Source organism: Pseudonocardia sp. T1-2H (assembly GCF_038039215.1).
GTDB lineage: Bacteria > Actinomycetota > Actinomycetes > Mycobacteriales > Pseudonocardiaceae > Pseudonocardia.
This window is the reverse complement of record NZ_JBBPCL010000001.1, coordinates 2,440,045-2,462,299: the sequence shown is the minus strand read 5'-3', so window position 1 is coordinate 2,462,299 and position 22,255 is coordinate 2,440,045. Positions and strand designations below refer to the sequence as shown.

The window sequence follows — 22,255 nt, the reverse complement described above, 5'->3', positions numbered from 1 at the left end:
CACGGGGCTGCTCCCCTCTCGGGTCCGGGCCTACCAGGCGTTCCGCACATGCTAAACAGCCCGTCGCCGTTCGCCACGTCCAGGTCCCCGCCCGTCGTCCGGGGTTGCGTCCGGGTGATCGAGATCCGCAGGGCCGGGCACGTTCCCCGGATCGACGGTCGGATCACGGCCCTCGTCGAGCGCGTCCCACGCCGCCCGGTCCGGGTCCACGACGCTCATCTCCGCGCCGGGCGCCGCGTACCTCGCGCCCATCCTCGGCAGGCTCCGGTCCGCGACCACGAGCACGAGGCCCGCGGCCAGCACCAGGAGCCCGCCCAGCACCCCGAGCCACGGCGCCGCGTTCTGCGCCACCACGACGTTCCCGACGGGCTCCGTCGACGCCGTGCCCGAGAGCCGGCGCAGGGTCGCCGCATCCGGCGGGCTCAGCCACGAGTCGAATGCCACCCAGGCCGACGCCCCGCCGGCGAGTACGACGATGAGCCCCAGAGCCCGGCGGGCGATCCCGGACACCGCCACCGACGCGGCCACCGCGGCCACCGCCAGCACGGCGACACCGGTCAGCGACGGTGCGATCCCGGCCCCCGTCGCCTCGGCCGGGACCGGCCCCCGCGCCGTCGCCACGACGGCGGAGGCCCAGGTCAGCCTGGTGGAGCCCCACAGTGCCAGCGCGCCCGCGAGCAGCCCGAGGCAGACGACGGCGAGCCGTCGTCCGCCGCCGGGCCGGGGCGGGCTCATCGTCGCATCGACGGTTTCGCGAGCGTGGACGCGGTCGCGACCGCCGCCAGGACGGCCTTCGCCTTGTTGCGGCACTCGGTGTCCTCGGCCTCGGGGTCCGAGTCCGCGACGATCCCGCCGCCCGCCTGCACGTACGCGCGTCCGTCCCGGACCAGCGCGGTGCGGATCGCGATCGCGGTGTCCGCGTTCCCGGCGAAGTCCAGGTACCCGACGATCCCGCCGTAGAGGCCGCGCCGGGTGGGCTCCAGCTCGTCGATCACCTGCATGGCGCGGACCTTCGGCGCGCCGGACAGGGTGCCGGCCGGGAAGCAGGACAGCACGGCGTCGACCGCGTTGCGGTCCGCGCGCAGCGTCCCGGTGACCGTCGAGACCAGGTGCATGACGTGGCTGTAGCGCTCGACGGAGAAGAAGTTGCGGACCTTGACCGTGCCCGGCTCGCAGACGCGGCCGAGGTCGTTGCGGCCGAGGTCGACGAGCATGACGTGCTCGGAGCGCTCCTTCTCGTCCGTGCGGAGGTCCTTCTCCAGCAGCTCGTCCTCCTCGTCCGTCTCGCCGCGCCAGCGCGTCCCGGCGATGGGGTGCGTGGTGGCCTGCCCGTCCAGCACCGTGACCAGGGCCTCCGGGCTGGAACCGACGATCGTGAACGGCGTGCCGCCCGAGGCGTCCTCGAGGTTGAGCAGGTACATGTACGGGCTGGGGTTGGTGGCCCGCAGGACCCGGTAGACGTCCAGCGGGTCCGCCTCGCAGTCCATCTCGAAGCGCTGCGACACCACGATCTGGAACGCCTCGCCGGAGCGGATCTGCTCCTTCGCGACCTCGATGGCGGCGTGGTGCTCGGCAGGGGTGCGGCGGCGGAGGAACTCCGGCTCGGTGACCCGGGTGAACGCCGCGACCGTCGACGCGGCCGGGGCGGACAGCTCGTCGGTCATCCGGTCCAGCCGGGCGACGGCGTCGTCGTAGGCCTCGTCGACGCGCTCGGTGGAGCCGTCCCAGTTGATCGCGTTGGCCAGCAGCGTGACCGTGCCCTCGTGGTGGTCCAGCGCCGCGATGTCCGTGGCGAGCAGCATGACCAGCTCGGGCAGCCTCAGGTCGTCGACCGGCGGGTTCCCGGCGCTGCCGATGCGCTCGAGGCGCCGGACGATGTCGTAGCCCATGTACCCGACGAGACCACCGGTGAGCGGGGGCAGCCCGGGCAGCGTCTCGCTGTGCAGCTCCTCGACGACGGTCCGCAGGGCGTCGAGCACGTCGCCGTCGGCGGGCATGCCGGCCGGCACCTCGCCGGTCCAGCGGATCTCGCCGTCGACCGTGGTGAGCGCCGCGGCGGACCGCGCCCCGACGAAGGACCAGCGCGACCAGGACCGGCCGTTCTCCGCGGACTCGAACAGGAACGTGCCGGCCCGGCCCCCGGCGAGCTTGCGGTACACCCCGACCGGCGTCTCGTCGTCGGCGAGCAGGCGCCGGGCGACGGGGATGACGCGGTGGTTCTCGGCGAGGCGGCGGAACTCCTCGCGGCTCGGGGTGACCGTGCCCAGCGCGGCGGCGGGTGCGGTGAGGCTGGCGGTCATCGGGCCATTGTCGCCCGTCCCGGACGGGACCGGTCGAGCGGGCGGTGAACGGCCTCCCTGCGCCGCCGCTGCACCGGGTCGGCGAAGATGGACCCGTGTCCGCATCCCGTCCTTCCCCTCCGGATCCCGCCGACGCCGCACCCCCCGGTCGGCGTCGCGGGAGGCGGGCCGGCGGGGCGGACACCCGCGAGGCCCTGCTGGCCGCGGCCCGGTCGGAGTTCGCCGAGCGCGGCTACGAGGGCGCGACGGTCCGGCGCATCGCGGACCGCGCGGGCGTCGACGCGGCCATGGTCAACCACTGGTTCGGCGGCAAGGACGCCCTCTTCACCGCCTCACTGGACCTTCCGGTGGACCCCGAGGCGATCATGGCGCAGGTCCTGCCGGGGGATCCGGAGCAGATCGGCGAGCGGATCGTGGCGATGTTCCTGCAGGTCTGGGACGGAGCGGGGGCGGCCCGCTGGTCGCGATGATCCGCAGCGTCGCCGCGCACCCGGACGCCGCGCGGATGATGCGAGAGTTCGTGTCGGGGGTGATCCTCGGCCGCTTCGTCGGCACGGTGGCCCCGGACCGGCCGGACGAGCGCGCGGCGCTCTGCGCGACCCAGATCCTCGGCCTCGGGATGGTCCGCTACGTCTTGCGGCTCGAACCGCTGGCCTCCGCCGACCACCCGGCGGTCGTCGCGGCGATCGCGCCGACGATCCAGCGCTACCTTACCGGATCCCTCGACGGGTGAGCCGGGCCGGTCCGCGGATCATCGGGTGGCCGCCGCCGGGGAGCGGTCGCATGATGGGGTCGTGGTGAGTCTCCCGGCGGGTGTGTCCGATCTGCGGGCCCGGCTCGGTGCCGGCGTGTTCGAGAAGGTCGCCGGCGCCGAGGGCCCGCAGCGCCGCGTCCGGATCCACGAGGCGCCCGGCCCGCGCTGGTTCGGCGAGGACCGCCCGATCCGGGCGGTGCACGGGGACGCGTCGATGTTCGTCGGGGGGCTCCGGGCGCTGCTCCTGCAGTCCCTGCACCCGTTGGCGATGGCCGGCGTCGCGGGGCACTCCGGCTACCGCGGGGACCCGTGGGGCCGGCTCGCCCGCACCAGCTACTTCCTCGCCTCGACGACGTTCGGTCCCGAGGCCGAGGCCCGCGCGACCATCGAGCGGATCAGGTCCGTGCACGCGGCCGTCAGGGGAACGGCACCGGACGGGCGGCCGTACTCGGCATCGGACCCGCACCTGCTCGAGTGGGTGCACCTCGCGGAGATCGACAGCTTCCTGCGCGCGCACAGCCGCTACGGCACCGCGCCGCTGGACCAGGAGGGCCGCGACGGCTACGTGGCGGACACCGCCCGCATCGCCCGCGAGCTCGGGGTGCCCGACCCGCCGGAGACGGAAGCCGATCTGGCCGCGAGGCTGGAGGGGTTCCGCCCGGAGCTGGAGGGCACGCCCGAAGCCCGCTCGACCGCCCGGTTCCTGCTGTTGAACCCGCCGCTGCCGCTCGTCGCCCGCGCGCCGTACGCCCTGCTCGCAGCGGCGGCGGTGGCCCTGCTCCCCCGCTGGGCCAGGCCTCCCCTGCACCTGCCCTACCTGCCGCTGGTCGAGCAGACCGCCGTCCGCGCGGCGGGCGGGCTCGTCACCCGGGGGATCCGCTGGGTCATGGCACCACCCGCCCGTTGACGCACGGGCTCACCGGTCGCACCCCGTGCGTGAGCGGTCAGAGCAGGCGGTCCGCGTCGAAGCAGGTGCGGGCGCCGGTGTGGCAGGCCGGGCCCTCCTGGTCCACGACGACGAGCACCGCGTCCCCGTCGCAGTCCAGCCGGACCTCGTGCACGTGCTGCACGTGGCCCGAGGTGTCCCCCTTGACCCAGTACTCCTCGCGCGAACGCGACCAGTACGTGCCGCGGCCCGTGGTCAGCGTGCGGTGCAGGGCCTCGTCGTCCATCCAGGCGACCATCAGGACCTCGTTGGTCCCCCGCTGCTGCACGACCGCGCACACCAGCCCGTCCGCGTTCCGCGTCAGCCGGGCGGCGACGGCCGGGTCCAGCTCGGACGTCTCGACCCTCATCGGACCTCCACGTGATCCGCGCGCAGCGCGTCCTTGACCTCGCCGATCCGCAGCTGTCCGAAGTGGAAGACGCTCGCGGCGAGCACGGCGTCCGCCCCGGCCCGGACGGCCGGCGGGAAGTGCTCGAGGGCGCCCGCGCCGCCGCTGGCGATCACCGGGAGGGCCACGACGGCCCGGGTCTTCTCGATCAGCTCGAGGTCGAACCCGGCCCGGGTGCCGTCCGCGTCCATCGAGTTGAGCAGGATCTCGCCGACGCCCAGGTCCTGTCCCCGCATCGCCCACTCGACGGCGTCGATCCCGGTGCCCGTGCGCCCGCCGTGCGTCGTGACCTCGAAGCCCGACGGCGTGGGCGGCCCGTCGACCACGCGGCGCGCGTCGACGGAGAGCACGATGCACTGCGAGCCGAAGCGCCGCGCCATCTCGCCCAGCAGCTCCGGGCGGGCGATCGCGGCGGTGTTGACGCTGACCTTGTCCGCACCCGCGCGCAGCATCCGGTCCACGTCGTCCGGCGTGCGGATGCCGCCCCCGACCGTCAGCGGGATGAAGACCTGCTCGGCGGTGCGTCGGACGACGTCGACCATCGTCGCGCGCTCGCCGGAGGACGCCGTGACGTCCAGGAACGTCAGCTCGTCCGCGCCCTCGGCGTCGTAGACCGCGGCCATCTCGACCGGGTCCCCGGCGTCCCGGAGCTCCTTGAAGTTGACGCCCTTGACGACCCGCCCGGCGTCGACGTCCAGGCAGGGGATGACACGGATCGCGACCCCCATGTCAGGCACCCACCGCCCGGACCGCGCGCAGCGCCTCGGGCAGCGTGAACCGGCCGGCGTAGAGCGCCTTGCCGACGATGGAGCCCTCGATGTTCGCTCCGTCGGCCGCGGCCTGCGCGAGCCCGACCAGATCGTCCACCGTGGAGATCCCGCCGGACGCGATCACGGGGGCCGGGGTGGCGGCCGCGACCTGCTTGAGCAGCTCGACGTTCGGCCCTTGCAGCGTCCCGTCCTTGCTGACGTCGGTGACGACGTAGCGGGCGACCCCGTCGCGGTCCATGCGCGCCAGGGTCTCCCAGAGGTCCCCGCCGTCGGTGGTCCAGCCGCGCGCGGCCAGCCGGTGCCGCCCGTCGATGATCTTGACGTCCAGCCCGACGGCGATCTTGTCCCCGTGCTCGCCGACGACCTTGGCGCACCACTCGGGGTTCTCCAGGGCGGCGGTGCCCAGGTTGACCCGGGTGCAGCCGGTCGAGAGCGCGCGGGCCAGGGACTCGTCGTCCCGGATGCCGCCGGACAGCTCGACCTTGACGTCCAGCTTGCCCACGACCTCGGCGAGCAGCTCCGCGTTGGAGCCCTTGCCGAACGCCGCGTCGAGGTCCACCAGGTGGATCCACTCGGCACCGTCGCGCTGCCAGTTCATCGCGGCCTCGAGGGGCGCGCCGTACCCGGTCTCGGTCCCGGCCTCCCCCTGCACGAGACGGACGGCCTGGCCGTCGGCGACATCGACCGCGGGAAGCAACGTGAAACTCACCGTTCAACCCTACCCACCCGCGAGTCGGCACTTCCGGTAGGCCGAGACGCACATCCCCGTCCACCGGTAGGTGGGTTCGGACGACGGAGAGAGTGCCGACCCGCGGGCCCGAGACGGGACGTCACCGATCATCATGTGAGTCGTTACTCCTCGGTAATCGCGCCCACCGTGGGGCGCGGCCCGAGGAGGACCCGTGCGCCGCCGCAGTCTCGTCGTGTCCGTGATCGTCGCCGTGCTCGGCGCCGGCCTGCTCGCCGGGACGGCCTCGGCCGATCCGCTGCTGCCGTTCCTCCCCGACCCGGACACCGGCGAGTTCGCCCCGCTCGACCAGGACGGCCCGGACCTCTCGGTTCCCGACGACGTGCTGGCCGCGAGCCTGCACTGCTCGGTGCCGCTCGACCACCTCGGCGACGCGGACGAGAACCCGGTCCTGCTGCTGTCGGGCACCACCCTCGACCCGCCGGAGAACTTCGGCTGGAACTACGAGCCCGCCCTCACCGCGGCCGGGATCCCGTGGTGCACCTCGACCTCGCCGGGCCGGAACATGGCCGACGTCCAGGTCCGCGGCGAGTACGTCGTGTACGCGATCCGGACGATGGCCCGCCGCGCGAACCGCGACGTCGCCCTCCTCGGCCACAGCCAGGGCGGGATGGTCGGCCGCTGGGCCCTGCGCTTCTGGCCGGACACCCGGGACCTCGTCTCCGACGTCGTCGGGCTGGCCCCGAGCAACGACGGGACGCTGGCCGCCGTCGGCGTCTGCGCCCCGACGTGCGCGCCCTCCTTCTGGCAGCAGCGCACCGGTTCCGCCTTCCTCGCCGCGCTCAACTCCGGCCGCCAGACGTTCCCCGGCGTCGACTACACGAACGTCTACACGCTCACCGACGAGGTGGTCACGCCCCAGCCGGCCGGATCGGACCTCGCCGACGACGGCGGCGACGTCACGAACGTCGCGCTCCAGGACATCTGCCTCGCGCACCCCGCGGACCACCTCAGTACCGGGACGTCCGATGCGGTGGCCTGGGCCCTCGCCCTCGACGCGCTGACCCACGACGGGCCGGCCGACCCGGGCCGGATCGCCCCGTCCGTCTGCGTCGCGCCCTTCATGCCCGGGGTGAACCCGGTGACCTTCCCGACGGACTTCGCGCACGCCGCGGCGATCCTGGCGGACTCCGCGGGGCTCTACCCGCACACCGCCGCGGAGCCGCCGCTCGCGGGCTACGTGCGGCCGCAGGCCTGAGCCACCGGACGAGGCGCTACGCCGACAGGTGGTGTCGCGCTGGGCCTGTCGGGGTACTCCCCGGCATGCCGAACGCCAGCATCAAGAACGAGAAAATGTACGAAGAGCTCCGGGACGAGGGCAACTCCAAGGAGAAGGCCGCCCGGATCGCCAACGCCGCGGCCCGGGACGGGAAGGGCGAGGTCGGGAAGCGCGGCGGGAAGGCCGGCAGCTACGACGACATGACCAAGGACGAGCTGTACCAGCGGGCCAAGGAGATCGGGGTCGACGGCCGGTCGGACATGTCGAAGGACGAGCTCATCGAGGCCCTCCGGAACCACTGACCGGATCCTCCCTGTGAACAAGGTTTGACCCGATTCACAACGGGACACTCCCTCCTCGGGCACTGCTCGAGGAGGACGTGATGAGCGCACGCACGACAACCGCCGCCACCGGTGGTTCCGAGACGACCGGGGTCTCCCGGACGAGGCTGGACCGGATCCACCGCACCGGGTCCGTGGCGATCGGGCTGGGCCTGTGGGTCTTCGCCGTCCTCGGCCTCGTCCAGCGGCTGGACTTCTTCTCCACCATGGGGGCGCCGGTGCTCGGCCTGTCCTCGAACGGCCTGCTCTCGGTGGTCTCCGTGGTGTCCGGCGCGATCCTGATCGTCGCGGGCGTCTGCGGCGGCCGGACGGCCTCGACGATCGAGATGGTGGTCGGCGCGTTGTTCCTGCTGTCCGGCCTCGCCAACGTGCTGGTGCTGGACTCGAAGCTGAACCTCCTCGCGTTCCGGATGCCGAACGTGATCTTCAGCCTGATCGTCGGCGGTCTCCTGCTCTGCGTGGGCGCCTACGGCCGGTTCACCGGACGGCTGCCGGCGGACAACCCGTACAACGTCGAGCGTGGCCGTTCGCCCGAGGACGCCGAGGGCGGCGAGTTCGCCCGGATCGGCGGCAACGACCTGGACAACAGCACCTCGGACCAGGTCGCCGCGGCCGAGCTGGCCGCCGCCGAGCGCGCCGTCGCGGAGCATCGCGCCGATCCCGAACTGGTCGCCGCGGTGCGGAGGCTGGACGCGATTCGCCGTCCCGAGGACCGCATCCACGCCTGGGCCGAGCGCGACCGCTGACCCGCGGCTACCCCGTGCCCCGCACGGCGGGCGGCTCGTGCGCCCGGACCGGCGGGACCTCCCCCTCCCAGCGGCTGAGCTGCACGACCGTCAGCTGACCGGTGCAGCCCTGCGCGAGTCGCGAGCTGCCGACGTCCCTGGTCAGCACGTTCGGGTTGCCGTGCACGCAGAGGGCCGTCGGATCGTCGGGGTCGAGGGGGGAGTACCAGGCACCGGTCGGCAGCTGCACCACGCCGCGCCGGACGTCGTCGGTGATCCGGGCCGCGGCCAGGCAGGCGCCGCGGTCGTTGTGCAGACGGACCACGTCCCCGTCGAGGATCCCGCGGGCCGCCGCGTCGTCCGGGTGCACCCGGACGACCTCCCGTCCGCGGACCTTCGCGGCCGCGCTCGTCGCGCCGAAGTCCAGCTGGGAGTGCAGCCGGGTCGCGGGCTGGTTGGCGACGAGCCGGAGCGGGTGCCGCTCGTCCGGCGCCTCCGTCGGCTCGAGCCAGGCCGGGTGGCCGGGGCAGTCGTCGTAGCCGAAGCCGGCGATGGTCGCCGATCCGATCTCGATCCGCCCGCTGGGCGTGTGCAGCGGGCGGCCCTCGGGATCGGTCCGGAACGACGCGAGCACGCCCCCGTCGTCGGGTCCGGACGGGAGCCGCCACTCCCCCGCCGCCCAGAACTCCTCGAAGTCGGGAGCCGGGAAACCCTTGCCCGCCAGCGCCTTCTGCGTGCGGAGCCAGAGGTGTTCGAGCCATTCACGGGCGGTGCGGCCCTCGGTGAACCCGTCGGTGAAACCGAGCCGAGCGGCCAGGGCGGAGAAGATCGCGTAGTCGTCCCGGGCCTCGCCGAACGGGGCCGCGGCCCGGCGCATGGCGACGACCAGCGGGTCCGTCCCGCCCGCGCCGATGTCCTCGCGTTCGAGCGTCACCGTGGCGGGCAGGACGACGTCCGCGTGCCGGGCGGTGGCGGTCCAGGCGGGCTCGTGCACGACGAACGTGTCGACGCGGGCGACGGCGCGGCGCAGCCGGTTCAGGTCCTGGTGATGGTGGAACGGGTTGCCGCCGCACCAGTAGACGAGCTTCGTGTCCGGGTAGGTGCGGTGCTCGCCGTTGTACTCGTAGGGCTCGCCGGGGTGCAGCAGCATGTCCGCGACCCGGGCGACGGGGATGAAGTCCCGCACGGGGTTGACCGTACGGACCATCGTCGGGACCGGGACGGCGTTGCGCGGGCGGCCGTAGTGGGCGAGCGAGCCGAGCCCGTAGACGAAGCCGCCGCCCGGGAGCCCGATCTGGCCGAGCATCGCCGCGAGCGCGAGACCGGCCCAGACGGGCTGCTCGCCGTGCTCGGCGCGCTGCAGCGACTGCGACACCGTGATCAACGTGCGGCCCCGGGCGATCGTGCGGGCGAGCCGGCGGATGTCGGCCGCCTGGACGCCGCAGATCGCCGACGCCCAGGCGGCGTCCTTGTCCTGCAGATACGCCTCGAACTCCGGCCAGCCCGCGGTGTGCGTGTGCAGGAACGCGCGGTCGTGCAGGCCGTCGACCAGCAGCGTGTGCGCGAGGCCGAGCATCAGCGCCGTGTCCGTACCGGGCTCGATCGGCAGCCACCGCGCGTCGACGTCCTCGGACAGGTCCGCGCGCAGCGGCCCGACCAGGACGAACTCCGTGCCACGGGCCTTCGCCGCGCGCATCGCGTCCCGCTCGACGTGCCGGCTGACGCCACCCGCGCCGACGGTCGAGTTCTTCAGCGCCATCCCGCCGAACGCGAGGACCGTGTCCGTGTGCGCGGCGAGCTGGTCCCAGGTGACGACCGAGCGGGTCACCGAGTCGAACGGGCCCAGGACGTGCGGGAGCAGGACCTCCGCCGCGCCGCCGCTGTAGGTGTTGACCGAGCGGGTGTAGCCCCCGGCCAGGGCGAGGAAGCGGTGCAGCTGGCCCTGCGCGTGGTGGAAGCGGCCGGCGCTGGCCCAGCCGTAGGAGCCGCCGTAGACCGCCCGCGGGCCGTGCTCGTCGTACACCCGGCGCAGCTCGGTGGCGAGCCGGTCGAGCACCTCGTCCCAGCTCACCTGCACGAACTCGTCCCGCCCGCGCCGGTCGTCGGGCCCGGGGCCGTCTGCGAGCCACCCACGCCGGACCACCGGGCTCGCGATCCGCGCCCGGTGCGAGAGCGAGGCGGGGATGTTCTGGAGCAGGGGCGAGGGGTTCGGGTCGTCGGGGTGCGGCCGGACGATCAGCTCGCCGTCCACCCGCTCGGCGGAGAACGCGCCCCAGTGCGAGCTGTGCGGGATCATCTCCGCATTCTGCGCCTGTGCGCGGATGACGTTGTTCCGGCAGCGATTTCCGCGCACGAGCGTGCAGGCGCAGAATTCCCCCATGCCCCGCTCCCCCCGACGCCACGACCACGACGCCGGCGGCGATCCCGAGGTGCTCGCCGCGAAGGCGGCGCTGCGCGACGAGGTCTGGACCGCGCTCACGGAGGCGAAGGTCGCCCGCTTCCCCGGTGCGCGGCACCGGATCTCGAACTTCCGCGGCGCCGAGGCCGCGGCCGAGCTCGTGCGGTCCCTTCCGGACTGGAAGGACGCGGCGGCGATCAAGTCGAACCCGGACTCCGCGCAGCTCCCGGTCCGTCAGCGCGCCCTGGAGGACGGCAAGACGCTCTACATGGCCGTCCCGAAGCTCGCGGAGGAGGACCCGTTCTTCCTCCTCGACCCCGAACACCTCGCGGATACGCCGCGTCGCGCCGTCTCGATCAGCAACGCCACGCGCTCGGCCCGGCGGGTGGCCGTCGACGAGCTGGAACCGGTGGACCTCGTGGTGACGGGCTGCGTGGCCGTGGGCGAGGACGGTGCCCGGCTGGGCAAGGGCGGCGGGTTCGCGGACCTCGAGTTCGCCCTCGCCGGGGCGGCCGGCCTGATCTCGGAGCGGACGCTCGTCGTCACCACGGTGCACGAGCTGCAGGTCCGCCCGGCCGGCGTCATCCCGACCGCGGCGCACGACATCCCGGTGGACGTGGTGGTGACCCCCGAACGGATCATCGACTGCCGCGGGAGGCGTGGCCCGCGGCCGACCGGGGAAGTCCGCTGGGAGTCCCTGACGGACGAGAAGATCGCGGCGATCCCGCTGCTTCAGAAGCTGAAGGGAACACGATGACGCGGATCGAGCTGGCGCAGGGCGACATCACCGAACAGCAGGTCGACATCGTGGTGAACGCCGCGAACTCCGGCCTGCTCGGGGGCGGCGGCGTCGACGGCGCCATCCACCGCGCGGGCGGGCCCGAGATCCTCAAGGAGTGCAAGGAGCTGCGGGCCGGGCCGTTGCAGGACGGGCTGCCGACCGGGCAGGCCGTCGCCACGACGGCGGGCCGCATGCCGGCCCGCTGGGTGATCCACACCGTCGGGCCCGTCTACGCGAAGCGCGAGGACCGCTCGGCGCTGCTCGCCTCGGCGTTCAGGGAGTCGCTGCGCGTGGCGGACGAGCTGGGCGCGCGGAGCATCGCGTTCCCGGCGGTGTCCGCGGGGGTCTACGGCTGGCCGCTCGATGACGCCGCGCGGATCGCCGTGCGAACGGTGCGGGAGACGCCGACGTCGGTCGAGCTCGTGCGGTTCGTCCTGTTCAACGACGAGATCCTGGCCGCGTTCGAGGAGGCCGTCCGCGAGCTGGGAGCATGAACCCATGATCACCATCGACGGAGTCTCCCCCGACATCCACCCGGACGCCTGGGTCGCGCCCGGCGCGGTCCTGGCCGGCCGCGTGAGCGTCGGCGCCGAGGCCAGTGTCTGGTACACGTGCGTGCTGCGCGGCGACATGGACGCGATCTCGATCGGCGAGCGCTCCAACATCCAGGACGGCAGCGTCGTCCACGCGGACCCCGGCTTCCCGTGCACGGTCGGCGCGGGCGTCAGCGTCGGGCACCGGGCGGTGCTGCACGGCTGCACGATCGGCGACGACGTCCTGGTCGGCATGGGCGCGGTCGTCCTCAACGGCGCGCGGGTCGGCTCCGGATCGCTGATCGCGGCGGGCGCGGTGATCACGCAGGGGATGGAGATCCCGCCGAACTCGCTGGTCGCGGGGGTGCCGGGGAAGGTCCGCAAGGAGCTGGGCGAGGAGGAGCGCAAGTCGATCCTGCTCAACGCCACGGCGTACGTGCACCTCGCGGGGGTCCACCGGGCCGCGACGAGCTAGGTCCGGCACCGCAGCTGTGCATGGGGTGAGGTTTCGGGGGAGGCCGCGGTGGAAGCCCCGGGTGGGGATCTCGATCGTTCGTCACCGCCGGCGCGCACCGGGCCCGGAGGCCTGGCCTAGGGTCGTCCGAGCACGAACTCCGACCACCACCGGAGGAACACCATGACGGTCGGCCTGCTGGTCACCTGCATCAACGACGCACTGTTCCCGGACACCGGCAGGGCGGTCGTCACGCTGCTGCGTCGCCTCGGCGTCGATGTGGACTTCCCCGCCGCGCAGACCTGCTGCGGGCAGCCGATGGTCAACACCGGGTACCTCGACGAGGCCGTGCCCCTGCTGCGCAACCATCTCGAGGCCTTCGCCGGGTACGAGGCCGTCGTCGTGCCGTCCGGGTCCTGCGCGGGGTCGGTGCGCCATCAGCACCGGCTCGTCGCGCAGCGTTGCGGGGATCCGGGTCTGGTGCGGGCGGTCGAGCAGGCCCCGCCCGCCTACGAGCTGACCGAATACCTTGTCGACGTGCTCGGCGTCGTCGACGTCGGGGCGTACTTCCCGCACCGGGTCACCTACCACCCGACGTGCCATTCGCTGCGGATGCTCCGCGTCGGGGACCGGCCGCGGCGGCTGCTGGAGGCGGTCCGCGGGCTCCGGCTGGTCGAGCTGCCCGCCGCCGACGAGTGCTGCGGGTTCGGCGGGACGTTCGCGGTGAAGAACGCGGACACGTCGGTCGCGATGGGCTCGGACAAGGCCCGGCACGTGCGGGAGACACAGGCGGAGGTGCTGGTCGCGGGGGACAACTCCTGCCTGATGCACATCGGCGGCATACTGAGCCGGGAGCGCTCCGGCGTGCGGGTGATGCACCTGGCGGAGGTCCTCGCCAGCACCGAGGCCGTGATCGACGAACCGGCGCAGCCGACCGCGGGCAGCGCGGCGGCGAGCGCGGAGGCCTCTCGCACGGACGGGCCGCCGCGGGCCCCCCGCCCGGCCGGAGCGATTCGATGAGCGAGCTTGCGAGCGAATCCTCGACACGGCGCTCTGCGCGGAGCGCCGAGGTCGCGCCGCGAGCAGCTGCGGGGGGCGCGACGTTCCTGGGCACGCCCGCCTTCCCGATCGCCGCCAAGGCCGCCCTCGCCGACGCCCAGCTGCGCCGCAACCTCGCCCACGCCACCGGCACCATCCGCGGCAAGCGCGCGGCCGTGGTCGCCGAGGTGGCCAACTGGGAGGAGCTGCGCCTCGCCGGGGCGGCGCTCAAGGACCGCACCCTGCGCCACCTCGACACCTACCTCACCCAGCTCGAGACGGCGTTGACGAAGGCCGGCGCGACCGTGCACTGGGCCCGCGACGCCGCCGAGGCCAACCGGATCGTCGTCGACATCGCCCGCGGGCACGGCACCGACGAGGTCGTGAAGGTCAAGTCCATGGCGACGGTCGAGATCGGCCTCAACGAGGCACTCGCCGACGCCGGGATCACCGCGTGGGAGACCGACCTCGCGGAGCTGATCGTCCAGCTCGGCCACGACCTGCCCAGCCACATCCTCGTCCCCGCGATCCACCGCAACCGCTCGGAGGTCCGCGAGATCTTCCTGCGCGAGATGGGCCGCGCCGGCAGGCCCGCGCCGCCGGATCTCACCGACAACCCGGCCGACCTCGCCGCCGCGGCCCGGGAGCATCTGCGGGAGAAGTTCCTGCGCGCCAAGGTCGCGGTGTCCGGGGCGAACTTCGCGGTCGCCGAGACCGGCACCCTCGCCGTGGTGGAGAGCGAGGGCAACGGGCGGATGTGCCTGACCCTCCCGGAGGTGTTGATCAGCGTGGTGGGGATCGAGAAGCTCGTCCCCACCTGGGCCGACCTGGACGTGTTCCTGCAGCTGCTGCCGCGCAGCTCGACCGGGGAGCGGATGAACCCCTACACCTCGATGTGGTCCGGCGTCACTCCCGGCGACGGGCCGCAGGAGGTGCACGTCGTCCTGCTGGACAACGGCCGAACCGACGTCCTCGCCGACGAGGTCGGCCGGCAGGCGTTGCGCTGCATCCGCTGCTCGGCGTGTCTGAACGTGTGCCCGGTCTACGAGCGCACCGGCGGGCACAGCTACGGCTCGGTCTACCCCGGCCCGATCGGCGCGATCCTCACCCCGATGCTCCGCGGCGTCGGTCACGACGAGCAGGTGGACTCGCTGCCCTACGCGTCGAGCCTGTGCGGAGCGTGCTTCGAGGTCTGCCCGGTCCGGATCGACATCCCCGAGGTGCTGGTGCACCTACGCTCACAGGTCGTCGACGCCCACCGCGGACGCCCGTCGCTGCAGGGCGCGGCGATGAAGGCGGCCTCCTGGATGTTCGGCACCAGCGCGCGCACCGCCGCGGCCGAGAAACTCTCCGGCCTCGGCTCCCGCGTCCTCGACCGCACGGTCCGACGACGCGCGCCGGGTGGGCGTCGGGCGCTGGGCTCGCTGCCCTGGCCGGTCTCGGCCTGGTCGGATGCCCGGGACACTCCGGTTCCGCCACCGGAGTCCTTCCGCGCCTGGTGGTCCCGCACGGACGGGGGCCGGCGGTGAACGCCCGCGACGCGATCCTCGCCCGGGTCCGCACCGCGCTCCGGGACGTCCCGCGGGACGAGACGCCGGCCGACGTCGAGGTCCCCCGACCCCCGGCGCCGGTCCTCCCGGACCGGGTGGAGCTCTTCGCCGAACGGGTCGCGGACTACAAGGCCACGGTCGTCCGCTGCACCCCCGCCGAGCTGCCCGAGCGCCTTGCCGAGGCCCTCCACGGCGTCGCCCGGCTGCTCGTCCCCACCGACCTCCCGGCGGAACTGCACCCGGCCGGGCCCGAGCTCGTCGAGGACACCCCTCTCCCGGTCACCGCGCTCGACGCCGTCGACGGGGTCCTGACCACGGCCCGGCTCGGCATCGCCGAGACCGGGACGATCGTCCTGGACCACGGCCCCGGCCAGGGCCGCCGCGCCGCGACCCTCGTCCCGGACCTGCACGTCTGCGTCGTGCGGACCGACCAGGTGGTCACCGGGGTTCCGGACGCCGTGGCGGCCCTGGACCCGCACCGCCCGCAGACCTGGATCAGCGGACCCAGCGCGACCAGCGACATCGAGCTCGACCGGGTCGAGGGCGTCCACGGCCCGCGCACCCTGCGCGTCCTGCTCGTCGGCTGAGCGGGCGCGTGCCCGGCTCAGGTGTCCAGCACGGACCACTCCCCGCGGGCGATCCGGGCGGCCACGGAGAGCAGGCCCTTCGCGTGGGCGTGCAGCTTCTCCCCCGTCTCCGCCGGGGCCTGCCCGGCCGAGGCCCGCGCCTTCGTCCCCTCCAGGACGATGCCGAGCTTGAACCCGGCCAGCGCGGTGTACCAATCGACGTTCACCGGCTCCCGCCCGCCGGCGGACCCGTAGGCCTCGACGAGCTCGGCGCGCGTCGGCAGCCCGCCCGCCCGGGCGAACGGCCCCCCGACGTCCATGACGGCCGGCTCCTGGCTCCAGGTGACGAGCAGCCAGCCGAGGTCCAGCAGCGGGTCCCCGACCGTGCACATCTCCCAGTCGATGATCGCGGCGACCCGCGGCTCGACGGTGTCCAGCAGGACGTTGTTCAGGTGGAAGTCCCCGTGCATGATCCCCGGCGCGGCATCCGGGGGCCGGTTCTCCTCCAGCCACCGCGCGACCGGCGCGACGTCCGGCAGCCCGCCCGGCTCGTAGTCCGGGAACTCGCGGTAGGACTCGAGGTGTGCCGTCCACTGTGGAACCTGCCTGCCCAGGAAGCTCCCCGGCTTGTGCAGCGACTCCAGCCCCGCCGCGACCGGGTCGACGGCCCCGAGCCGGGCGGCGGCCCGCGCCACGGCCAGCGCGGCGCCGTGCCGCACCGACCCGTCCGCGGCGTGGGCGGGCGCGAGGGTCTCGCCGGGGTTGAACCCGTCGACCGCCTCCATCAGGTAGAAGACGACGCCCAGCACGTCCGGGTCCTCGCAGCCCACGATCAGCCCGGGATGCGGGACGTCGGTCCCGGCCAGGCCGCGCAGCACCGCGATCTCCCGGGCCATCGTCCGGTTGCTCGACGGCCGCGGGTGCGGCGGAGGGCGGCGCAGCACGACCTGTCGTCCGTCGAGCTCCATCCGCACGACGACGTTCTGCGTGCCCCCGGCCAGCGGCTCGACCTCGCCGATCTTCCCGCCGTGCCCCTGGGAGCGCAGCCAGGACGAGAGGGCCTCGAGGTCGATCAGCTCGCCGAGCGACTCGCGGTCCACGCCCGAGCCGCTCACGCCTCGCCCTTGGGCCGACGACCGGCGCTGAGCCTGCGGGTCTCCTCCGAGACCCGCGCGGACAACAGTCCCGCCGCGGCGTCGACGAGCTGGCTGACGAACAGCCGATGGTCCGTGCGGCCCGGTACCCGCGAGCGCTGCGCGAGCTCGACGGCCACGAAGCGGATCACGTGGAAGCGCCGGTGCAGCGCGACGGCCTCCGGCTCCAGCAGCGGTTCGACGAGCATGCGCCAGCGCAGGATGCTGCTGTCACTGCCGTCGATCCCGAGCGTCTTGATCGCCGGATCGGGACGGGTGATCAGGTCCGCGAGGGTGCGCAGGTAGCCCGAGCCGCTCTCCCCCTGGTCCAGCTTGACGGCGAACGGCCTGGCCAGCGCCCCGGCGAGGGCGTGGAAGCGCATGGCGGGGTCCGCGGCGGCATCCGCGATGCCGCCGCTCTCGTAGGCGTCGAGCAGCGTGTGCCGACGGGCCTCGATCTCGACGCGGTGCCGGTCCAGCAGGGCGCGGATGAGCCCGTCCCGGTCGTTGAACCAGTACTGCGCGGCGATGACGTTGCGGGCGCCGGCCGCCCGGCCGATCTCGCGCAGGGACACGGCCTCGGTACCGCGCTCCGCGAAGAGCGTCTCGGCCGCGTTGAGCAACCGGGTGCGGGTGTCCTGGCCCTCCGCGGCCTGCGCGGACCGCCCCGGCGGGGCGGTCTGGGGAGACCCGTTCTCGTTCACGCCGGTGACCACGCCATGCCTCCGTCGACCTTGAGGACCGAGCCCGTGGTGAAGCTCGACCCCTCGCCCGTCAGGTACCGGATCGCCCCGACGATCTCGTGCGGCTCGCCGATCCGCTTCAGTGCGGCGTCCGCGCTGCCGTGCTCGAGCATCTCCTCGTCCCAGGCCAGGCTGATGTCCGTGCGGAACATGCCGGGCATGACCGCGTTGACCCGCACCGTCGGCCCGAAGGCGCGGGCGAGCCCGAGCGTGATCGTGTTCAGGGCGGACTTGGCCGCCGCGTAGGGCAGCTCCCCGACCGCCGGCACGACGGCGGCGATGCTGCTGACGTTGACGATCTGCCCGCCGTCGCCGGCCTGCATCGCCTCGCCCGCCCGCACCGCCAACCGGAAGGGGCCCTTGAGGTTCACCCCGAGGACCTTGTCGAAGAGCTCCTCGGAGATCTCCCCCAGCGACGGGTACAGCGGCGACATCCCAGCGTTGTTGATCAAGACGTCGATCCGCCCGTACTCGGCGAGCACCCGGTCGATCAGGGCGTCGCAGTCCTGCCACTTCCCCACGTGGCATGCGACGCCGACGGCCTCCGCCCCGGTCGTCGGGCCGAACTCCGAGCGCAGTTCCGCGGCGAGCTTCTCGCAGGCCTCGGCCTTGCGGCTGGCCACCACGACCCGGTGCCCGTCCGCGGCGAACGAGCGGCACATCTCCCGCCCGAGGCCGCGACTGCCGCCCGTCACCACCACGACCCGACCCGGCTGGTCAGCGGTCATCGCCACGCTCCCTCGCGTCGTACCACGATGCTCCGACACGCCGCCCGGACCGCCGCCGGCGTCGGCGTCGATGCACCTGCATCATCGCGAGAAGCGTACGCATCGGGGGCGGACCGGGCGAGCGTTCAGTTCCGCACCCTCCGGGACGGGTCGTCCCACCGCGGCCGGAGGGGCGCCTGATCAGCGGGTACTTCCCCGCTCGCGCCATTCCTCGTCGGCCCGGTCCGCGGCCTCGGTCCGCTCCCGGGCGATCTCCAGCGCCCGCGCGGCCGTCTCCTTGTCCGGGTACGGACCCAGCCGGTCCGCCGCGCGGCAGCCGTCGCGGGGTTCCACCGTGTTGTGCTTGAGGCAGTAGTACCACTGCTCGTCACTCATGCGTCCAGCCTCCCAGGTCCGGGGGTCCGCGCACAGCCGGAGACCGGCACGATCGAGGCCCATCCCCCGTCGTGTTCGACCTGAGCCAGGTCCTGGCCACCGCCCCGACCACACCGCCGACCCGCACGGTGCCCCGCGGCGGCTCGGCCGAACGGATCGCCCGCGAGGCGCGCGCGGACGTCACCCGCCTCGCCCACGCGCTCGCGGCTCCCGCGGGCCCGGGGACCCCCGTACGCTGACCACGACGTCGGGGGGCAGGAATGCCGAAGATCATCGGGCGGTCGCTCACCGAGCACCGCAGCGAGGTTCGCACCCGGGTCTTCGACGCCCTGCGGGAGGAGCTCTACGAGCGCGGCTTCGACGCCGTGACGCTCTCCGGGGTCGCGGCCGCGGCGGGCGTGGGCCGGACGTCGATCTACAACCACTTCCCGGACAAGTCCAGCCTGCTCGTCGCGTTCGTGGAACACGAGGCCGCCCGCTACGTCGAGGACCTGGCCGAGGCGCTGGACGCCGCGGGGACGCCCGTCGAGCAGCTCGCCGTCTACGTCCAGCTGCAGCTGCGACGTCTCGCGGACTTCCACCTGCCACCCGGCCCGACCCTGTCGTCCACCCTGGACCCGTCGGCGTACCGGCGGATCGCCGCGCACGCGGACCCGCTCACCCGCCGCCTCACCGAGATCCTCGAGGCAGGCGTCGCCGCAGGTCAGATGGCCGACGAGGATCCGGCGGTGCTCGTCGCGATGATCGGGGCGGCGCTGTCGGCACGGCAGATCGTGGACGTCCCGCCGCCGGACGTACCCGCGGCGATCGAGGCGGCCGTCCGGGTGGTGCTGCGGTCCGTGGGCGCCGGCTGAGGCTGGTCTTCGCCCGCATCCCTCCCGTAGCCTTTTGCTGACACGGTGTCATGAAAGAGCGTGGAGGCGCCCCGGTGAACGAACTGGTTCCGCTGTCCCAGGTCCTGAGGTCCTCGACGCGCGCGGTGCACGAACGCGCGCACCACTCCCCCTACATGGAGGAACTGCTCGGCGGCCGTCTCCCGCTCGACGCCTACGGCCTGCTCGCGGAGCAGTACTGGGTGATCTACGGCGCGCTCGAGGCCGCGAGCGACGCAATGCTGACGGACCCGGTCGGCCGGCCCTTCGTGATCGACGAGCTGCGCCGACTGCCCGCGCTGAGGGCGGACCTGGAGTTCCTCCGCGGCCCGGGCTGGGCGGAGCGGCTGACCGTGCTGCCCGCCACCGAGGCCTACGCCGAACGGCTCCGGACCGCGGGCACGACGTCCCCGGCCGTCCACGTCGCCCACCACTACACGCGCTACCTCGGCGATCTCGCGGGCGGTCAGACGGTCGGCAAGCTGCTCGAACGCACCTACGGGATCACCGGTCCCGGCGCGCTCTTCTACGACTTCGCCGCCCTCGGCAGCCCGTCGGCCTTCCGCACCCGTTACCGCGCCCTGCTCGACGCCGCCCCGCTCGACGAGCTCGGCCGCGAGCAGGTAGCGGACGAGGCGGTCCACGCCTTCGGGCTGAACATCGCCGTCCTGGACGAGCTCGCCTCCGCCGTCGGACTCCCGATCGCCGCGTGACTGCGGCTGCGCCGCCTGTGCGCGTTTCTCGTTGCCAGGGCGACGAGAAACGCGCACGAGCGGCGCAGCCGCGCCCTTGCCGTTGCTAATAGCTCTGACTGCGAGCTACCGTCGACAGGTGACCACGTCGAGCGCGACACTGACCGCCGACGCCCTGCTGGGCGCCGTCACGGGCCTCCGTCGGGTCCTCCGTCGCCGGCTGCGCGGGCAGCTCCCCGGGCCGCCGCTGCGCGGCGCCCAGGTGGAGCTGCTGCAGCGCGTCGAGGCCGAGCCCGGGATCGGCGTCGCGGGGGCCGCGCAGTCCCTGCACCTGGCCGGCAATTCGGTGTCGACCCTGGTCAACCAGCTCGTCACGGCCGGGTACCTGCTCCGCGAGACCGATCCGGCGGACCGGCGCGCGGTCCGGCTGTTCCTCACCGATGTCGCCGCCGAACGGCTCGTGCGCTGGCGCTCCATCCGGCGCGAGCTCGTCGGCAACGCCCTGGACCGGCTGCCCGCGGCCGAGGTCGACGCACTCTCCGCGGCCCTGCCCGCGCTCCACCACCTGCTCGACGAACTGGCTTACGCAGAGGAGGCGCCATGACCGTCCCTGCCGTCCGCTGTACCGGGCTGCGCCATGCCTTCGGGGACACCGTCGCCGTCGACGGGCTCGATCTCGAGGTCCGCCGCGGCGAGGTCTTCGGCCTGCTCGGCCCCAACGGCGCCGGCAAGACGACCACGATCCGCATGATCACGACGTTGCTGCCCGCGCCGCCGGAGGCGATCACGGTCCTCGGCCGGGACGTCTCCCGGCAGCGGACGGCCGTGCGCCGACTCATCGGCTATGTCCCGCAGCAGCTCTCGGCGGACGCCACGCTCACCGGGCGCGAGAACGTCATGCTGTTCGCGCGGCTCTTCGACGTCCCACGCCGGGAGCGCCGCCCCCAGGTCGACGCCGTGCTCGACGCCATGGACCTCACCGAAGCCGCGGACCGCCCCGCCAAGACCTACTCCGGGGGCATGGTCCGGCGCCTCGAGCTGGCGCAGGCCCTGGTCAGCGCGCCGCAGCTGCTGGTCCTCGACGAGCCGACGGTCGGCCTGGACCCGGTCGCGCGGGACGGCGTCTGGGACCGGATCGCGGCGATCCGCGCGGCGACGGGGATGACCGTGCTGGTCACGACGCACGCCATGCAGGAGGCCGACGAGCACTGCGAGCGGATCGCGCTCATGCACCGCGGCCGGATCCGGGCGCTCGGCACGCCGGCGGAGCTCAAGGCCGAGATCGGCCCGGCCGCGACCCTCGACGACGTCTTCCGCCACCACACGGGCGACGCCCTCACCACCGAGAACGGAGGGATGCGGGATGTCCGTGCTGCCCGTCGCACCGCCGGCCGCGTCGGCTGACGCCGAGCCGGGACCGCTCCGGCTCGTTCGGACCACGCTGTCCCGGATCGGCACGATGTGCCTGGTCGAGCTGCAGAAGCTCCGTCACGACCGCACCGAGCTCGTCACGCGTGCCGTGCAGCCCGCACTGTGGCTCATCGTGTTCGGCCAGGTCTTCACCCGGATCCACGCGATCCCGACCGGCTCGACGCCCTACCTGGACTTCCTCGCGCCCGGCATCCTCGCCCAGTCCGCGCTGTTCATCGCGATCTTCTACGGGATCCAGATCATCTGGGAACGCGACGCCGGGGTGCTCTCGAAGCTGATGGTGACGCCGACGCCGCGGGTCGCGCTCGTCGCCGCGAAGGCGTTCGCGGCCGGGGTGCGGGCCGTGGCGCAGGCCGTCGTGGTGCTGGTCCTCGCGCTGTTCCTGGGCGTGTCGCTCACCGGGAACCCGCTGAAGCTGCTGGGCGTGATCGTCGCACTGCTGCTGGGGTCGGCGTTCTTCTGCTGTCTGTCGATCACCATCGCAGGGCTCGTGCTGTCCCGGGACCGGCTGATGGGGATCGGCCAGGCGATCACGATGCCGCTGTTCTTCGCCTCCAACGCGCTGTACCCGGTGGAGCTCATGCCCGGCTGGCTGCAGGTGATCAACCACGTGAACCCGCTGAGCTACGAGGTCGACGCGCTGCGCGGCCTGCTGGTCGGCACCGGCGCGAACCTCGCGCTGGACTTCGGGGTGCTGGTCGTGTCGGCGGCGTTCATGATCACCGTTGCCTCGGCCCTGCTCCCCCGCCTGTCCCGCGGCTGACGCCACC

Annotated in this window: 28 protein-coding genes; 18 read left to right on the top strand and 10 right to left on the bottom strand. The window is 73.6% G+C overall.

Translation table 11 applies throughout. The features are described from left to right. Positions 1-51: 51 nt before the first annotated feature. Positions 52-735 (bottom strand): Trp biosynthesis-associated membrane protein, encoded by a 684-nt coding sequence (locus tag WBK50_RS12250; RefSeq protein ID WP_341335720.1) that lies wholly within the window; start codon positions 733-735, stop codon positions 52-54. After that, entirely contained in the window at positions 732-2,300 is a 1,569-nt protein-coding gene (locus tag WBK50_RS12245) for an anthranilate synthase component I (RefSeq protein ID WP_341335719.1), read from the bottom strand. The genes WBK50_RS12250 and WBK50_RS12245 overlap by 4 nt, the downstream gene beginning before the upstream one ends. A gap of 95 nt (positions 2,301-2,395) precedes the next feature. Here WBK50_RS12245 and WBK50_RS12240 point away from each other — a divergent pair, with 95 nt between their 5' ends. From WBK50_RS12240 to WBK50_RS12230, 3 genes are all read left to right on the top strand, one after another. Then, complete coding sequence (locus tag WBK50_RS12240) at positions 2,396-2,770, top strand: TetR/AcrR family transcriptional regulator (protein WP_341335718.1); 375 nt, start codon at positions 2,396-2,398, stop codon at positions 2,768-2,770. Then, the gene (locus tag WBK50_RS12235; RefSeq protein ID WP_341335717.1) at positions 2,767-3,033 is read left to right on the top strand and encodes a TetR/AcrR family transcriptional regulator; all 267 of its coding nucleotides are present in this window, start codon (positions 2,767-2,769) and stop codon (positions 3,031-3,033) included. The genes WBK50_RS12240 and WBK50_RS12235 overlap by 4 nt, the downstream gene beginning before the upstream one ends. 61 nt (positions 3,034-3,094) lie before the next feature. Continuing rightward, a complete protein-coding gene (locus tag WBK50_RS12230; RefSeq protein WP_341335716.1) occupies positions 3,095-3,961 on the top strand; it encodes an oxygenase MpaB family protein in 867 nt (288 codons plus the stop codon). A gap of 37 nt (positions 3,962-3,998) precedes the next feature. Here the strand turns inward: WBK50_RS12230 and hisI are convergent, their stop codons facing one another. From hisI to priA, 3 genes are read right to left on the bottom strand one after another with little or no spacing between them, the layout of a single operon-like run. Further along, positions 3,999-4,349, bottom strand: a complete 351-nt coding sequence (gene hisI / locus WBK50_RS12225; RefSeq protein ID WP_341335715.1) for a phosphoribosyl-AMP cyclohydrolase — start codon at positions 4,347-4,349, stop codon at positions 3,999-4,001. Continuing rightward, positions 4,346-5,116 carry an imidazole glycerol phosphate synthase subunit HisF gene (gene hisF, locus WBK50_RS12220; RefSeq protein WP_341335714.1) on the bottom strand — a complete coding sequence of 257 codons (771 nt, stop codon included), beginning with the start codon at positions 5,114-5,116 and terminating at the stop codon, positions 4,346-4,348. The genes hisI and hisF overlap by 4 nt, the downstream gene beginning before the upstream one ends. Position 5,117: 1 nt before the next feature. After that, a complete protein-coding gene (gene priA / locus WBK50_RS12215) occupies positions 5,118-5,867 on the bottom strand; it encodes a bifunctional 1-(5-phosphoribosyl)-5-((5-phosphoribosylamino)methylideneamino)imidazole-4-carboxamide isomerase/phosphoribosylanthranilate isomerase PriA (RefSeq protein ID WP_341335713.1) in 750 nt (249 codons plus the stop codon). A gap of 193 nt (positions 5,868-6,060) precedes the next feature. Here priA and WBK50_RS12210 point away from each other — a divergent pair, with 193 nt between their 5' ends. The 3 genes from WBK50_RS12210 (at position 6,061) to WBK50_RS12200 (ending at position 8,212) form a co-directional block, all read left to right on the top strand. Beyond that, complete coding sequence (locus WBK50_RS12210) at positions 6,061-7,104, top strand: esterase/lipase family protein (RefSeq protein WP_341335712.1); 1,044 nt, start codon at positions 6,061-6,063, stop codon at positions 7,102-7,104. A 65-nt stretch (positions 7,105-7,169) separates the two neighbouring features. Beyond that, complete coding sequence (locus WBK50_RS12205) at positions 7,170-7,427, top strand: DUF7218 family protein (protein ID WP_341335711.1); 258 nt, start codon at positions 7,170-7,172, stop codon at positions 7,425-7,427. Positions 7,428-7,507: 80 nt separating this feature from the next. After that, entirely contained in the window at positions 7,508-8,212 is a 705-nt protein-coding gene (locus WBK50_RS12200) for a DUF4383 domain-containing protein (protein WP_341335710.1), read from the top strand. A gap of 7 nt (positions 8,213-8,219) precedes the next feature. On the opposite strand, the gene WBK50_RS12195 is transcribed toward WBK50_RS12200, so the two are convergent. Beyond that, positions 8,220-10,571: a molybdopterin guanine dinucleotide-containing S/N-oxide reductase gene (locus WBK50_RS12195; protein WP_341335709.1), complete on the bottom strand. Its 2,352-nt coding sequence runs from the start codon at positions 10,569-10,571 to the stop codon at positions 8,220-8,222. On the opposite strand from WBK50_RS12195, the gene WBK50_RS12190 reads away from it, so the two are divergent. The 6 genes from WBK50_RS12190 (at position 10,570) to WBK50_RS12165 (ending at position 15,532) form a co-directional block, all read left to right on the top strand. Beyond that, positions 10,570-11,346 carry a 5-formyltetrahydrofolate cyclo-ligase gene (locus WBK50_RS12190; protein ID WP_341335708.1) on the top strand — a complete coding sequence of 259 codons (777 nt, stop codon included), beginning with the start codon at positions 10,570-10,572 and terminating at the stop codon, positions 11,344-11,346. The genes WBK50_RS12195 and WBK50_RS12190 overlap by 2 nt on opposite strands. Continuing rightward, complete coding sequence (locus WBK50_RS12185) at positions 11,343-11,864, top strand: O-acetyl-ADP-ribose deacetylase (RefSeq protein ID WP_341335707.1); 522 nt, start codon at positions 11,343-11,345, stop codon at positions 11,862-11,864. The genes WBK50_RS12190 and WBK50_RS12185 overlap by 4 nt, the downstream gene beginning before the upstream one ends. A 4-nt stretch (positions 11,865-11,868) precedes the next feature. After that, positions 11,869-12,378 (top strand): gamma carbonic anhydrase family protein, encoded by a 510-nt coding sequence (locus WBK50_RS12180; RefSeq protein WP_341335706.1) that lies wholly within the window; start codon positions 11,869-11,871, stop codon positions 12,376-12,378. Positions 12,379-12,540: 162 nt separating this feature from the next. Next, on the top strand, positions 12,541-13,377 hold the full coding sequence (locus tag WBK50_RS12175; RefSeq protein ID WP_341335705.1) for a (Fe-S)-binding protein: 837 nt from the start codon (positions 12,541-12,543) through the stop codon (positions 13,375-13,377). Continuing rightward, positions 13,374-14,924, top strand: a complete 1,551-nt coding sequence (locus WBK50_RS12170) for a lactate utilization protein B (protein ID WP_341335704.1) — start codon at positions 13,374-13,376, stop codon at positions 14,922-14,924. The genes WBK50_RS12175 and WBK50_RS12170 overlap by 4 nt, the downstream gene beginning before the upstream one ends. Beyond that, positions 14,921-15,532 (top strand): LutC/YkgG family protein, encoded by a 612-nt coding sequence (locus tag WBK50_RS12165; protein WP_341335703.1) that lies wholly within the window; start codon positions 14,921-14,923, stop codon positions 15,530-15,532. Before WBK50_RS12170 ends, WBK50_RS12165 begins: the two co-directional genes overlap by 4 nt. Before the next feature lie 17 nt (positions 15,533-15,549). Here WBK50_RS12165 and WBK50_RS12160 read toward each other — a convergent pair whose 3' ends face one another. The 4 genes from WBK50_RS12160 to WBK50_RS12145 all read right to left on the bottom strand — a co-directional run bounded on the left by WBK50_RS12160 (position 15,550) and on the right by WBK50_RS12145 (position 18,490). After that, the gene (locus WBK50_RS12160) at positions 15,550-16,626 is read right to left on the bottom strand and encodes a phosphotransferase family protein (RefSeq protein WP_341335702.1); all 1,077 of its coding nucleotides are present in this window, start codon (positions 16,624-16,626) and stop codon (positions 15,550-15,552) included. Beyond that, the gene (locus tag WBK50_RS12155; protein ID WP_341335701.1) at positions 16,623-17,360 is read right to left on the bottom strand and encodes a TetR/AcrR family transcriptional regulator; all 738 of its coding nucleotides are present in this window, start codon (positions 17,358-17,360) and stop codon (positions 16,623-16,625) included. Before WBK50_RS12155 ends, WBK50_RS12160 begins: the two co-directional genes overlap by 4 nt. After that, entirely contained in the window at positions 17,345-18,115 is a 771-nt protein-coding gene (locus WBK50_RS12150; RefSeq protein WP_341335700.1) for an SDR family NAD(P)-dependent oxidoreductase, read from the bottom strand. Before WBK50_RS12150 ends, WBK50_RS12155 begins: the two co-directional genes overlap by 16 nt. Positions 18,116-18,295: 180 nt before the next feature. Continuing rightward, complete coding sequence (locus tag WBK50_RS12145) at positions 18,296-18,490, bottom strand: hypothetical protein (protein ID WP_297501609.1); 195 nt, start codon at positions 18,488-18,490, stop codon at positions 18,296-18,298. Between the two features lie 71 nt (positions 18,491-18,561). Between WBK50_RS12145 and WBK50_RS12140 the strand changes: the two genes are divergently transcribed. From WBK50_RS12140 to WBK50_RS12115, 6 genes are all read left to right on the top strand, one after another. Further along, positions 18,562-18,729, top strand: a complete 168-nt coding sequence (locus WBK50_RS12140) for a hypothetical protein (protein ID WP_341335699.1) — start codon at positions 18,562-18,564, stop codon at positions 18,727-18,729. A gap of 21 nt (positions 18,730-18,750) precedes the next feature. Then, positions 18,751-19,344, top strand: coding sequence for a TetR/AcrR family transcriptional regulator (locus WBK50_RS12135; RefSeq protein WP_341335698.1), 594 nt, complete (start codon positions 18,751-18,753; stop codon positions 19,342-19,344). Positions 19,345-19,418: 74 nt separating this feature from the next. Continuing rightward, positions 19,419-20,075 (top strand): biliverdin-producing heme oxygenase, encoded by a 657-nt coding sequence (locus tag WBK50_RS12130; protein ID WP_341335697.1) that lies wholly within the window; start codon positions 19,419-19,421, stop codon positions 20,073-20,075. Positions 20,076-20,193: 118 nt separating this feature from the next. Then, complete coding sequence (locus WBK50_RS12125) at positions 20,194-20,658, top strand: MarR family winged helix-turn-helix transcriptional regulator (RefSeq protein ID WP_341335696.1); 465 nt, start codon at positions 20,194-20,196, stop codon at positions 20,656-20,658. After that, complete coding sequence (locus WBK50_RS12120) at positions 20,655-21,458, top strand: ABC transporter ATP-binding protein (RefSeq protein WP_341335695.1); 804 nt, start codon at positions 20,655-20,657, stop codon at positions 21,456-21,458. Before WBK50_RS12125 ends, WBK50_RS12120 begins: the two co-directional genes overlap by 4 nt. Continuing rightward, positions 21,418-22,248, top strand: coding sequence for an ABC transporter permease (locus tag WBK50_RS12115; protein ID WP_341335694.1), 831 nt, complete (start codon positions 21,418-21,420; stop codon positions 22,246-22,248). The genes WBK50_RS12120 and WBK50_RS12115 overlap by 41 nt, the downstream gene beginning before the upstream one ends. Positions 22,249-22,255 lie beyond the last annotated feature (7 nt).